This is a genomic window from Paracoccus alkanivorans, from assembly GCF_003697785.1.
GTDB classification, from domain to species: Bacteria; Pseudomonadota; Alphaproteobacteria; order Rhodobacterales; family Rhodobacteraceae; genus Paracoccus; species Paracoccus alkanivorans.
On record NZ_QOKZ01000006.1, the window covers coordinates 316,111 to 328,043 of the forward strand.

Annotated in this window: 12 protein-coding genes and 2 pseudogenes; 8 read left to right on the forward strand and 6 right to left on the reverse strand. The window is 59.9% G+C overall.

Annotation, left to right across the window (positions count from 1 at the left end):
- Positions 1-37 precede the first annotated feature (37 nt).
- From C9E81_RS16605 to C9E81_RS16620, 4 genes are read left to right on the forward strand one after another with little or no spacing between them, the layout of a single operon-like run.
- Complete coding sequence (locus C9E81_RS16605; RefSeq protein ID WP_122113458.1) at positions 38-1,045, forward strand: ABC transporter permease subunit; 1,008 nt, start codon at positions 38-40, stop codon at positions 1,043-1,045.
- A gap of 59 nt (positions 1,046-1,104) precedes the next feature.
- A complete protein-coding gene (locus C9E81_RS16610; RefSeq protein WP_425010657.1) occupies positions 1,105-1,959 on the forward strand; it encodes an ABC transporter permease subunit in 855 nt (284 codons plus the stop codon).
- A 4-nt stretch (positions 1,960-1,963) separates the two neighbouring features.
- On the forward strand, positions 1,964-2,803 hold the full coding sequence (locus C9E81_RS16615; protein ID WP_122113460.1) for an ABC transporter ATP-binding protein: 840 nt from the start codon (positions 1,964-1,966) through the stop codon (positions 2,801-2,803).
- Entirely contained in the window at positions 2,800-3,660 is an 861-nt protein-coding gene (locus C9E81_RS16620; RefSeq protein ID WP_122113461.1) for a dipeptide ABC transporter ATP-binding protein, read from the forward strand. Before C9E81_RS16615 ends, C9E81_RS16620 begins: the two co-directional genes overlap by 4 nt.
- A 414-nt stretch (positions 3,661-4,074) precedes the next feature.
- Here the strand turns inward: C9E81_RS16620 and C9E81_RS16625 are convergent, their stop codons facing one another.
- Positions 4,075-5,541 carry a carnitine 3-dehydrogenase gene (locus tag C9E81_RS16625; RefSeq protein ID WP_122113462.1) on the reverse strand — a complete coding sequence of 489 codons (1,467 nt, stop codon included), beginning with the start codon at positions 5,539-5,541 and terminating at the stop codon, positions 4,075-4,077.
- A complete protein-coding gene (locus C9E81_RS16630) occupies positions 5,538-6,443 on the reverse strand; it encodes a beta-keto acid cleavage family enzyme (protein ID WP_122113463.1) in 906 nt (301 codons plus the stop codon). The genes C9E81_RS16625 and C9E81_RS16630 overlap by 4 nt, the downstream gene beginning before the upstream one ends.
- 95 nt (positions 6,444-6,538) lie before the next feature.
- Here C9E81_RS16630 and C9E81_RS16635 point away from each other — a divergent pair, with 95 nt between their 5' ends.
- Positions 6,539-7,513, forward strand: coding sequence for a GlxA family transcriptional regulator (locus tag C9E81_RS16635; protein ID WP_122113464.1), 975 nt, complete (start codon positions 6,539-6,541; stop codon positions 7,511-7,513).
- On the opposite strand, the gene choX is transcribed toward C9E81_RS16635, so the two are convergent.
- Positions 7,502-8,440 carry a choline ABC transporter substrate-binding protein gene (gene choX, locus C9E81_RS16640; protein WP_122113465.1) on the reverse strand — a complete coding sequence of 313 codons (939 nt, stop codon included), beginning with the start codon at positions 8,438-8,440 and terminating at the stop codon, positions 7,502-7,504. The genes C9E81_RS16635 and choX overlap by 12 nt on opposite strands.
- A gap of 269 nt (positions 8,441-8,709) precedes the next feature.
- Here choX and C9E81_RS23350 point away from each other — a divergent pair.
- Positions 8,710-9,053: pseudogene (locus C9E81_RS23350) on the forward strand (transposase); the annotation flags it as partial.
- 11 nt (positions 9,054-9,064) lie between these two features.
- Here the strand turns inward: C9E81_RS23350 and C9E81_RS23355 are convergent.
- Positions 9,065-9,212 (reverse strand): annotated as a pseudogene (locus C9E81_RS23355) (IS630-like element ISSpo6 family transposase); the annotation flags it as partial.
- 166 nt (positions 9,213-9,378) lie between these two features.
- On the reverse strand, positions 9,379-10,266 hold the full coding sequence (locus C9E81_RS16655; protein ID WP_122113468.1) for a LysR family transcriptional regulator: 888 nt from the start codon (positions 10,264-10,266) through the stop codon (positions 9,379-9,381).
- An 88-nt stretch (positions 10,267-10,354) separates the two neighbouring features.
- Here C9E81_RS16655 and C9E81_RS16660 point away from each other — a divergent pair, with 88 nt between their 5' ends.
- Both C9E81_RS16660 and C9E81_RS16665 read left to right on the forward strand, forming a co-directional pair.
- Positions 10,355-10,936, forward strand: coding sequence for an NAD(P)H-dependent oxidoreductase (locus tag C9E81_RS16660; RefSeq protein ID WP_122113469.1), 582 nt, complete (start codon positions 10,355-10,357; stop codon positions 10,934-10,936).
- On the forward strand, positions 10,933-11,352 hold the full coding sequence (locus C9E81_RS16665) for a DUF6220 domain-containing protein (RefSeq protein ID WP_122113470.1): 420 nt from the start codon (positions 10,933-10,935) through the stop codon (positions 11,350-11,352). Before C9E81_RS16660 ends, C9E81_RS16665 begins: the two co-directional genes overlap by 4 nt.
- 242 nt (positions 11,353-11,594) lie before the next feature.
- Here the strand turns inward: C9E81_RS16665 and C9E81_RS23365 are convergent, their stop codons facing one another.
- Positions 11,595-11,744 carry a hypothetical protein gene (locus C9E81_RS23365; protein WP_166461933.1) on the reverse strand — a complete coding sequence of 50 codons (150 nt, stop codon included), beginning with the start codon at positions 11,742-11,744 and terminating at the stop codon, positions 11,595-11,597.
- Between the last annotated feature and the right edge of the window lie 189 nt (positions 11,745-11,933).

An 11,933-nucleotide genomic window follows, 5' to 3' on the forward strand; every position in this document is an offset into this window, starting at 1 on the left:
GTCGAGATTCCCCGCGCGTTCTGCAAGGAAAAGGCGCATGGTCCGTTTCATTTTAACCAAGCTTCTCTATCTGATTCCAACTTTTCTGGGCATTACCATCATCGCTTTCGGGCTGGTGCGCATCCTGCCCGGAGACCCGGTTCTGCTGATGGCAGGCGAGCGTGGGGTATCACCTGAACGGCATGCTCAGCTGACCGCCATGCTGGGCTATGACAAACCGCTGGTCATGCAGTATCTCGGCTTTCTCGGGCGGCTGTTCCAGGGTGATCTCGGCAATTCCCTGTCGTCGAACAAGCCCGTGCTGGATGAATTTCTGGCGCTGTTTCCGGCGACGGTGGAACTGGGCCTGTGTGCGATCTTCATCGCCGTCATGATCGGGGTTCCGGTCGGTGTTCTCGCCGCCATCAAGCGCGGAAGCTGGTTCGACCAAATCTCGATGACCTCGGCGCTGGTCGGATTTTCGATGCCGATATTCTGGTGGGGCCTTTTGCTGATCATCTTCTTCTCGGGCCATCTGGGCTGGACCCCGGTTTCGGGCAGGATCAGCTACCTGTATTATTTTCCCAACGTGACGGGCTTCATGCTGATCGACTCTCTGCTGTCCGGCCAGGAGGGAGCCTTCAAATCGGCGGTGCTTCATCTGATTCTGCCTTCGATCGTGCTCTCGACGATCCCCTTGGCGGTGATCGCGCGCCAGACCCGATCCGCGATGCTGGAGGTGATGGGGGAGGATTATGTCCGCACCGCACGGGCCAAGGGCATGCCCGGGCGCCGCGTCATCGGTGTCCATGCGCTGCGCAATGCGATGATTCCGGTCGTTACCACCATCGGTCTGCAGATCGGCGTGCTGATGGCCGGGGCGATCCTGACCGAGACGATCTTTTCATGGCCGGGCATCGGCAAATGGATGGTCGATGCGATTTCAAGCCGCGACTATCCGGTCGTCCAATCGGGCCTGCTGCTGATTGCCATATTGGTGATGGTCGTCAATCTGCTGGTTGACCTGACTTATGGCCTCATCAATCCGAGGATACGTGTCAGATGAACGATATTTCCGAAACGAACGCGCCGGTAAAGCTTTCAGACGCCGCAATTCGCCGCCGTATGTTGGCCGAGTTCTGGTTCTATTTCCGCCAGAACCGGGGAGCGGTCGTGGGCCTTGCGGTGTTTGTCCTGCTGGTGCTGATCGCGATCTTCGCGCCGCTTCTGGCGCCGCACAGCCCGACGACCCAGTATCGCGACCTGCTGCTGGTGCCGCCGATCTGGCAGGAAGGGGGACACGAAGGTTATATCCTTGGCACCGATGCCGTTGGCAGGGATATCCTTTCCCGCCTTATCTATGGGGCGCAATATTCGCTGTTCATCGGCATCGTCGTCGTTTCCGTCGCGCTGATCGGCGGAACGATTATCGGCCTGATTGCCGGTTTTTTCGGTGGCTGGATCGACAATTTCATCATGCGGGTGATGGATATCATTCTCGCCTTCCCGTCGCTGTTGCTGGCACTTGTGCTGGTGGCGGTGCTTGGGCCGGGGCTGACCAATGCGATGATCGCCATTGCCATTGTCTATCAGCCGCATTTCGCCCGCCTGACCCGCGCTGCCGTCATGTCAGAGCAGAAACGCGAATATGTCACCGCCGCACGCGTCTCCGGGGCGGGCAATCTGCGGCTGATGTTCAGGACGATCCTGCCGAATTGTCTCGCGCCCCTGATCGTGCAGGCGACGCTGTCCTTTTCCTCGGCCGTGCTGGATTCCGCGGCCCTTGGTTTTCTGGGCATGGGTGCAAGGCCGCCCGCTCCTGAATGGGGAACAATGCTGGCCGAGGCGCGGGAGTTCATCTCGAGCGCGTGGTGGGTGGTGACATTCCCCGGCCTCGCCATCCTGATTTCGGTGCTGGCGATCAACCTTATGGGCGACGGGCTGCGCGATGCGCTTGACCCTAAGCTGAAGCGGAGCTGATGTCATGGCTCAGTTGAACATCCGTAACCTGACCGTGAAGTTCGCCACAGCGACGGGCAGCTTTACCGCTGTTGACGGTATCGATCTGCATGTCGATCCGGGCGAGGTTCTGGCCATCGTCGGCGAGTCCGGCTCGGGCAAATCGGTGTCGATGCTGGCGGTGATGGGCCTTCTGCCCGACACCGCTACCGTCACCGCCGATGAAATGACCTATGCTGGCCGCGATCTGCTGCGCATGTCACGGTCCGAGCGGCGAAAACTGATCGGGCGCGAGATCACGATGATCTTTCAGGAACCCATTGCGTCGCTGAACCCCTCATTCACTGCCGGGTTCCAGATCGAGGAGGTCCTGCGCCTGAATATGGGTATGTCGCGCAAGCAGGCCCGCGCCCGCGCGTTGGAACTGTTCACCGCAGTGGGCATTCCTCAGCCAGAGCAAAAGCTGAAATCCTATCCGCATCAGATGTCGGGCGGTCAAAGTCAGCGGGTGATGATCGCGATGGCCATCGCCTCGAACCCGCGTCTTCTGATTGCGGACGAACCCACGACCGCGCTTGATGTGACGATCCAGAAACAAATCCTCGATCTGCTGATGAAACTGCAGGAGGACTACGGCATGGCGCTGATCCTGATCACGCATGACATGGGCGTGGTCGCCGAAACCGCCGACCGCGTTACGGTGCAGTATAAGGGCAAGAAAATGGAAGAGGCCGATGTGCTGAGCCTGTTTGAATCGCCGAAAAGCGCCTATACCCGCGCACTGCTCTCGGCCTTGCCCGAGCATGCGACCGGGGAAAGATTGCCGACCGTGTCAGAGTTTTTTCTACCGGAGGGCTCTGAATGAGTGATGCAAAAGATACCGCCATCGTCGAAGGCCGCGCTCTTGTGCAGGATTACAGCATGCCCGGCAGTCTGTTCACCGGCAGCAAGCAGGTCCGTGCCCTGAAGGGCATCGATTTCAGGGTCGCTCAGGGCAAGACTTTGGCGATTGTCGGTGAAAGCGGCTCGGGCAAATCGACATTGGCGCGGATCATTGCGTTGATCGACGCACCGTCGGAGGGTGAGCTGCTGATTGACGGGCAGCCGATCGACATCACCCGTCGCCGGCCGGGGCCGGAGATGCGATCCAAGGTGCAGATGGTGTTTCAGAACCCCTATGGCAGCCTGAACCCGCGCCAGAAGATCGGGGATGTGCTAACGGAACCACTGGTCATCAATACCCGGGTCCCGGCAGCCGAACGGCGTGAGCGCGCCGAAGCGATGTTGCAGAAAGTCGGCCTTCAGCCCGAACATTCCAACCGCTATCCGCATATGTTCTCGGGCGGTCAACGGCAGAGGATCGCGATTGCCCGTGCGCTGATGCTGAATCCCCGGATTCTGGTGCTGGACGAGCCGGTCTCGGCCCTCGATCTGTCGGTGCAGGCGCAGGTGCTGAATTTGCTGGCCGATTTGCAGGATGAGTTCGAGCTGACCTATATCTTTGTCAGTCACGATCTGTCGGTCGTACGCTATATTGCCGATGACGTCATGGTGCTGTCCAAAGGCGAGGCCGTCGAGCAGGGCAGTCGTGAGGCATTGTTCGCAGATCCGCAACATCCCTATACCAAGGCATTGTTCGCTGCCACGCCCGTCACCGATCTCGACGCGATCCGCGCCCGCGTTCAGCGCCGCAAGGAAGCGCGGGAGGGTCAGACGGTTTGAAACATTGGCGAGAGCTGTTCCGTCAATACCGAGCGGCTCTCAGGAGTGGGCTCGTCAGGATGGGCAGGGTTCACATAACGAAAGCTTTACCCTGCAGCCCTGAAAACCCGTGATTGCAGGAGAGCAGAAGGCGCCGGAAATACCGGTTGCGGAATCTCGGCAAGTTGCCACACCATGCCGTCAGGGTCGGAGCCGGCAGGTCAATCTGGGGCGCGTGAACTGCCTCGAAATTTCGGCGAAAGCATCATGCCACAAGACTCCGGTCGCCAGTCTGCCGAAATTCAGATCCGCATCGCCATCACGAACCGCTTCAATGCTCCTGGCATCCCCGAGATCGCCCGCATCGCCTGACCTCAAGCGTGAATAGGACAGTCACTTCTCAGGCGGCCTTTCTGCATCAACGTCGGGTCAACCCTATCTTTGCCCGACATGGCGGCCCATCGCCGAGGGGCGGGGCATCCGCGCATGGACCTGTGCCAACGCTGTCACGCGCGCGATCAGCTCGGGCGCGGCAGATACCGCTTTCTTTGCCTCTGTGTCGACATGCAGCAACATCTGCTCCGCCGAGGCAAGGATTGCATCCGTATCCCGATTGCGAATCTGGTGAAAGACATGCAGCCGCTTGTCATCCGCATGCAGGATTTGCGTTGTGGTATCGTAACGCACTCCTTGCCTGGCCTCGCCCAGATGCATGATATGGGTCTCTACAGTGTAATAACTGTGGCCCGAGGCGATATAAGCGGCATCGACTCCGATATGCTCAAGCAAGGTGTCGGTGGTGTTGCCGAAAACCTCCAGATAGCGATGCTCGGTCATATGGCCGTTATAGTCGATCCACTGAGCCGGGACGGTGCCGCTGACCAGTTGCAAGGGCTTGGCTGGACTCCCGTTACGCAGCGTTGCCTCCTGCTGGCGCAGCAATTCCCCCGCGCCCCAGCCATGGCCCTCCTGCCGAGACGCCAGCGCCCGCATGATCGCCACCAGATTGTCGTCACGGATGCGTTCCAGTTCGCGAATTGACAGGCCGGCCGCCTGTTCGTCGGACTGTCTCGCTATGCGGTCGATCAGGGCATCGTCCAGATCGGGTACATCCATCAGCCTGGTCCAGGGCCATTTCAGTGCCGGGCCGAATTGTTGCAGGAAATGCCGCATTCCGGCCTCGCCTCCGGCGATACGATAGGTCTGGAACAGACCCATCTGCGCCCATCGCAGCCCGAAGGAATATCGGATCACATCGTCGATTTCCGTCACGCTGGCGATATCGTCATGCACCAGCCACAGCGCCTCTCTCCACAAGGCTTCCAGCAACCGGTCACCGACGAAAGCCTCGATCTCGCGCCGGATGATAACGGGTTTCATACCAAGCGCGGTATAGATCGCCTGTGCCCGCGCCAGGGTTTCCGGCGCGGTGGTCTGCCCTCCGACCAGCTCCACCAAAGGCAAAAGATAGACCGGATTATAAGGATGCGCGACGATCAGTCTTTCATGATGGGTCATTCCCTGTTGCAGGTCACTAGGCAGCAGACCCGAGGTCGAGGACCCGACGATCGCACGCGCTGGAGCGGCGGCGTCAATGGCGGCCAGGACAGTGCGTTTCAGCTCCAGCCGTTCGGGCACGCTTTCCTGGATCAAATCGGCCCCGGCCACCGCATCCGCGATGCTGGGGGCGAAGTGCAACCGACCCGGCGGTGGCAACATCGCGTCCAGCAGGCGCGGCACCGAACGACGGGCATTGGCGAGAACCTCCGCCACTACCCTTTCTGCATCGGGCGAGGGGTCATGCACAGCCACATCCACGCCCGCAAGGATCAACCGCGCCACCCAGCCCGCGCCGATGACGCCGCAGCCGATGCAGGCCGCTTTCGCAATCTTGCCGTTCACCAGCGCTTCTCCAATCCAAGCATTTGGCGCACCTCTGCGGGAGCGAGCACCCGGCCCCCCAGTGATTGCACCAGTGTCACGGCGCGGGCCACCAGCGCCTCATTCGTGGCCGGAACGCTCTTTTCGAGCCATAGGTTATCCTCCAGCCCGACGCGAATATTCCCACCGGCCAGCATCGCCAGCGCAGCATAGGGAAGCTGATTGCGCCCGATCGAAAAGGCCGAGAAGGTCCAGTCATTCGGGACATTGTCCAGGATGGCCTTGAAGGTGCCCAGATCATCCGGCGCGCCCCAGGGGATGCCCATGCATAGCTGGATCATCACCGGATCGTCGATCACTCCTTGCGCCTTCAACCACTTTGCCAGCAGCAGATGACCGGTATCGAAGATTTCGATCTCAGGGCGCACGCCAAGCGCCTGAATCTGCCGCGCCATTTCTTTCAGCATGCCGGGGGTGTTGGTCATCACGTAATCGCCTTCGCCGAAATTCATCGTGCCGCAATCCAGCGTGCAAATCTCGGGCCTCAGCTCCGCGATATGGATCAGACGCTCGGTCGCGCCGATCATGTCGGTTCCGGCGGGATCGGTGGGAAAGGGTGCCTCGGTCGAGCCAAGGACGATATCGCCGCCCATCCCCGCAGTCAGGTTCAGAACCATATCGGTGCCCGAATCGCGGATACGTTCAACCACTTCGCGATACAATGCGGCATCGCGCGATCCTTTGCCCGTTTCGGGATCGCGGACATGAATATGCGCAATGGCGGCGCCAGCCCGGGCGGCAGCGACCGAGGCTTCCGCGATCTGCTCAGGGGTGACCGGAACCTTGTCCGACCTGCCTGCCGTGTCGCCGGCGCCGGTTATGGCACAGGTGATGAACACATCTCTGTTGGGAGTAAGTGGCATTCGCGGTTCCTTACTGGCTGTTTCGGCTCAGCTTGACGCAAAGCCGGATTCCGCATTTAACACCATACGCAATTGAGTTAACCAACAACGCAAATATGGTATTGCAGCAATCCGACCAGACCCTGTCCGTCACGCTTCTGGTCCTGCCCGAGGCGTCACTGATGAGCCTTGCGGCCACGCTGGATCCGATGCGGGCGGCGAACCGCACCACGGGCGAAGAGGTATATCGCTGGAAGGTGGTATCCTTCGACGGACAGGCGGTGGCCACAAGTTGCGGGTTGAAGGTAGAGGTCGATGCCGGTTTCGATCCGCGCGAAGGATGTGATCTGCTGATCGTGGTCGCGGCCTTCAACGCTACCCTACATGCCAGTCCGGCACTGGTCGCGGCGGTGCGCCAGGGAGCGAGACATGCGCGACTGGTCGGTGGGGTGGAAGCGGGAAGTTGGGTGCTGGCGATGACCGGCCTGCTGGACAATCGCCGCGCCACCACCCATTGGGAAGATTTCGAAGATTTCGCCGCTCGTTTTCCGCAGGTGCAGCTGATCCCGGACCGTTGGATCGTTGACGGACCGGTTCTGACCACCGGTGGCGCGGCGCCTGCACTGGATTTCATGCTGGCACTGATCCGGGCGCGGCAGGGTTTCGCCGCCGCACTGAGTGTCGCCAGCCTCTATGTTTATGACGAGACGCGGTTGCCGTCGGATGCACAGCCGCTGGTTTCAATGGGACGGGTTGGCCAGCAGGAGCCTCGGCTTGCCGCGGCCGTTCGCATCATGGAGGAGCATCTGGACGCGCCGCTGCCGATCCGCGCCATCGCCAGCCGGACAGGCTGTTCCCTGCGCACATTGGAAGGACTGTTCCGCGATTTCGTGCAGATCCCGCCGGGAGCTTACTATCTATCGCTCAGGTTACAGGCAGCCCGGCGACTGGTAGTGGATACAAGGCTGCAGATGGCCGAAATTGCCGTGCGGACCGGTTTTTCCTCGGTCGCGTCGCTGTCGCGGGCGTTCCGGCGGCATTACGGCCATCCGCCATCGGCCGCCCGGCGCAGCCCTAATTCACAGCCCTAGCGATTCCTGAACGACGGGTAGCCCCGGTTCGCCCTCAAGCGTGGTGACATCGGTCAGCCACGCATCAAGCACCTGCGGATTCTCGGTCAGCCAGCGTTCCGCGGCGGCGCGAGGCTCCAGCCCTTCGTCGAGGATATAGGCCATCATGAGATCCTCGGCCTCGACGGTGAAGACGAGGTTTTTCAGGAATTGACCCAGATTGGGGCAATCCTCGGAAAGACCCGCGCGGGTATTGGTCAGCACGGTGGCCGAGCCGTCATTGGGGCCGAACATGTCATTGCCGTCGGTCAGATATTCCATCTCGAAGCGCACATTCATCGGATGCGGCCGCCAGCCGAAGAACAGGATGTCGTCATCGGAATCCATCGCCCGCTGAGCTTGCGCCAGCATCCCCTGCTCACTGGATTCGACAAGTTCGAAAGCGGAGAGTCCGAAATCGTCATTGGTGATCGCGTCGAGTATCGTGGCATTGGCGCTGCTTCCAGCCTCGATACTGTAGATCTTCCCGCCCAACTGGTCCCGAAACTTGATAATGTCGGAATAGGTTTTCAACCCCGCGTCATAGCTCGTTTTCGGCACTGCGAAACCGATTACGGCGCCTTCGAGATTGGTCTGGACGACCTCGATATCGCCTGCCTCGACCAATGGTTGCTGAACCGAGGCCTGTAGAGGCATCCAGTTGCCCAGAAAGATGTCGGTATCTCCCCGTTTCAGCGACTCGAATGTGACCGCCACCGACAGAACCGATATTTCGGGTTTGTAGCCCAGCGCTTCGAGTATCCGCGCTGCCGTCGCTGTCGTCGCCGAGATATCGGTCCAGCCCACATCCGAAAAGCTGGGTGCCTGGCAAGTGGCCGGATCATCCGCCGCAATGGCCTGACCCGTCGCAAGCGATGCAAGAACACCGGCCGCAAGAATGCGCTTCATTATTATTCCCTCCGTTGTTAGACCGGCAGGCACCAGGTACACGCCGTGCCATCCTGGCAAGGATAGGTGAAAATATCGCTATCCGCTTGGCTAATTCCGTGATGATTTTGGCAATTTCCGCAGCGGGCCGACTCTGAAGGACCCCGGAGGCGCTGGCAGTTCGACCGCCTTCCGGCGGCATCAATGTGCCTATATTGTTGAAGAACTCCTGTTGCCTGAGGCACTGATCGCTGTTTCCACCTTGTCATCCGGGTGGGGCGTTTCCAGCGATAACGGGTCCGAGACACGAGGGCACAGACGGCGCTGTTTCTCAAGTTTTCGCTGAAAGATCATCTTCCTTGCTCAATCAGACCGGTTTGCTTACCTGGCCAGCATCCGTCCGCATCTCATTGCTTTCCAAGGTCACACTGGCAGACGATCGGTCGATCCCGAACCGATGATCCGGACGCTGATGATCGGGTATTGGTTCGGCATCCGGCCCAAGCGTCGGCTTTGCCATGAGGTGCATCTGAACCCGAGGTATCGCTGGTTCTGTCGTCTGGACCTGACGGACAGGGCACCGGATCACCCGACCTTCTCCGGGAGCCGCCGTGGCTGGTTTCGGGAGAGTCAGAGCCCTTTGGTTTAACTTGCGACATATCCGGCAGCCCGAAAGAAGTTCCAGCATTCAACTTGGGTAAACATCCCCGAGTGCGTTGATCAGATCAACAAAAGCTCTCGCATCGATCTTGCGCAGGTGAGCCTTGAGCTTGGAAAAGGCCTGTTCGATGGGTTGAGATCCGGTGACGGCGGACGAAAGCCCAGGGCACGGCAGGGTCGTTGCGTGTTGTAGTGTGTCCTCCGTTGTCCGGTCAGTCTCTGTGTCTCTCGCGGGTAGCATGCCGTTGATTGAAATTAACTCTCATGGCGCGTTCGACGCATCTGCAAATCGCGACCTTTCAGTGGAGCAGTTCGCCGAGAATGTTTGCGATGTGCTGGAGGGCCACATCCTTGCTACGCCGCTGGTGCCAGGCAAGATGTATGGGAAATCCGGAAACTGGGATGGGAGGCGGGAAGGAGATCAAATCACCGGTATCCTGCAGGACGCGCGACGGCAGCATCGCGATCATGTCGGAGCTTTGCAGAATCGTTCGCACCATCTGAAAGTTCGGCACGACAAGCCCGACGCGCCGTGTCAGGCCGCGGCTGGCCAGTTCGGCGTCCAGTGGCGTCCTCGTATCGCCCCGTCCCGACACAATGATATGCGGATATCGCAGCCACATACCGAGACCGAAGCCGTCGGATGCGGGATGCCCAACGCGCATGGCAACCACATAATGCTCGGTCGCCAGCTTCTCCCGGTGGAGGTCGTCTTCAGCGGGCGGGAAGACCGATACCGCAAGATCGCTCGTGCCGTCCACGAGCGCCATCCGGGCGGCCTCGGCGCCATGCCAGGGCTGGATCACCAGATCGATTCCGGGTGCAGATTGCTGAAGCCTCCCCTGCAGAGGCGCGATGACAAGCAAGGCGGGATAATCCGCCATGGTGATGCGCAAGGTCTGGCGAATGTCGCAGAGCGGTATTTCGGGCGGATCGATCAGATCGGTCACCTCCACCAGCAGCGACTTCAAAGGTGCCCGCAATGCCTCGGCCTTCGGCGTCAGGCGCATTGTTCCCCGACCGCGTTCCAGAAGCTCGTCGCGGAAGAGATGACGGCAGCGTTGCAGCGCCGCCGAGGCGGCGGGCTGCGACAGGCCAATCCGATCGGCAGCACGGCTGACATGCGCCTCGTCCAGGAGCGCGTCGAGGATTACCAGAAGATTCAGATCAAGCGAGCGCAAATTCATAGGATTAATAATAGATCAGATCATTAATCGATTGGGAAGATTTTAGATCCTGGCACATCGTCTCCCTGTCGCAACAAGGAAGACAATCATGACCAAGACTCTCATCCTCCTGTTTCACCCCGATCTCTCGCGATCGAAAGCGAATGTCGCGCTGGCCGCGGCGGCAGCCAAGCTTTCCGGCGTCGAGGTCGTCGACATGCAGGCCGCCTGTCCCAACGGAATAGATATGGTTAGGGACAGCCAACGCGAGGCCGCACGACTGCTTGCCGCCGATCGGATCGTGCTGCAATTTCCCATCCAGTGGTATTCCACCCCGCCGCTCATGAAGGAATGGCAGGATGCCGTTCTCACGCGCATGTTCTACATCGCCTACGAGGCGGAGGGCCACAAGCTTGAAGGCACACCGCTTCTGATTGCCGCGACCGCCGGTAACGTGCCGGCGGCGTATCAGCCAGGCGGGCGCAACATGTTTCCAATGATCGAATTACTCGCTCCGTTGCGCGCCACCGCGCATCGCTGCGGCCTCGGCTGGACCTCACCCTTCATCCTCTATCAGGCCGACAAGCTGGAGTCAGCGGCACTTAAGGCCGCGGCAATCGATTATGCCACCACGCTCGAACGCTGGATCGAAGCCACTTCAGCAATCAAGGGAAGGCAGCCTGACTCATGAAGACATCTCGTGACACATTCACCGATCTCGATCGTGGCATGCCCGGCTGGTTCATATTCTCGGCATGGTTCCTGCCAGTCGGCATCCTTGGCCAGTTTCTCAGCGCAGGAAGTGCACTCTTCCATGATAGCGGTTTGTGGGGTCTGCATGTAGCGGCTGGCGGGATTCTGGTCCTTCCGGCCATCGCCCTTCTCGTCGGGGCGCTCTCGGTTCCCCGTTTGCGGGGCTTCGGGTGGTGGGCAAGCCTGATCTTTATCATCTATCTCATCCAGGTCGCGCTGGCGGTGGAAACCATGCCGCTGCTACTTTCCGTCCATCCCTTCAATGGTGCTCTGCTGCTTTCGGCCAGTCTGGTGTTGCTCGCCAAGGTCGAACGTCGCCGCGCTCAGGCCCTTTCCATGGAGACGTTCCAATGAGTTGCACAGAGAAACCGATCCACAGCATTGAGCTCCCCAACCCATCTGGGCAGGAGCCCTTCAAGAGAGGATAATGCGGATAGGCCGGTCCAAGGGCCGTCACTCCCGAGAACGTGGATTTGGATCTGAGGGATCTCGGCCGGTCGCAACATCGGATAGTCGGGGAAATTGGTCTGGCTGACCGCCCCGTCCACAAGCGTGATCTTTTCCGTTCAGGCTTTGTAATTCCATGGCATGAGAGCTTAGATATTTGAGCTCGGCCATTGATTGGCGATGCGCTGCAGGGTCTGAGTGTGCCATGCCGCCGGATCGACGTTGTGACTCGGCTCGCCCGGAAGCTCCGTATTCTGGCCAATGATAACCTCGCGATCGGCGTCGATGGCCGAAATCATTGCCATTTCGACCCGGAATACATTGGCTGTCCGGACAGTCAGCGTATCGAGCCTGGCTCGGTTACCGATACCGCGTAACCGAACATCAGCGTGATAAGCGGCCGGTCAAGCGTGATCATCGTCAGGAACAGTGCACTGGTTGTGACATTGACAATCAGACCGGTGACGACGGTCCATGTCCAGAAGGCT

Excerpts from the sequence above, each read along its gene's own strand:
- choX (WP_122113465.1), bottom strand. The coding sequence starts at position 8,440 with ATGAAGCGCATTCTTGCGGCCGGTGTTCTTGCATCGCTTGCGACGGGT.
- C9E81_RS16615 (WP_122113460.1), top strand. The coding sequence starts at position 1,964 with ATGGCTCAGTTGAACATCCGTAACCTGACCGTGAAGTTCGCCACAGCG.
- C9E81_RS16635 (WP_122113464.1), top strand. The coding sequence starts at position 6,539 with ATGGTATTGCAGCAATCCGACCAGACCCTGTCCGTCACGCTTCTGGTC.
- C9E81_RS23365 (WP_166461933.1), bottom strand. The coding sequence starts at position 11,744 with ATGATTTCGGCCATCGACGCCGATCGCGAGGTTATCATTGGCCAGAAT.
- C9E81_RS16630 (WP_122113463.1), bottom strand. The coding sequence starts at position 6,443 with ATGCCACTTACTCCCAACAGAGATGTGTTCATCACCTGTGCCATAACC.
- C9E81_RS16665 (WP_122113470.1), top strand. The coding sequence starts at position 10,933 with ATGAAGACATCTCGTGACACATTCACCGATCTCGATCGTGGCATGCCC.
- C9E81_RS16605 (WP_122113458.1), top strand. The coding sequence starts at position 38 with ATGGTCCGTTTCATTTTAACCAAGCTTCTCTATCTGATTCCAACTTTT.
- C9E81_RS16655 (WP_122113468.1), bottom strand. The coding sequence starts at position 10,266 with ATGAATTTGCGCTCGCTTGATCTGAATCTTCTGGTAATCCTCGACGCG.
- C9E81_RS16620 (WP_122113461.1), top strand. The coding sequence starts at position 2,800 with ATGAGTGATGCAAAAGATACCGCCATCGTCGAAGGCCGCGCTCTTGTG.
- C9E81_RS16610 (WP_425010657.1), top strand. The coding sequence starts at position 1,105 with ATGTTGGCCGAGTTCTGGTTCTATTTCCGCCAGAACCGGGGAGCGGTC.
- C9E81_RS16660 (WP_122113469.1), top strand. The coding sequence starts at position 10,355 with ATGACCAAGACTCTCATCCTCCTGTTTCACCCCGATCTCTCGCGATCG.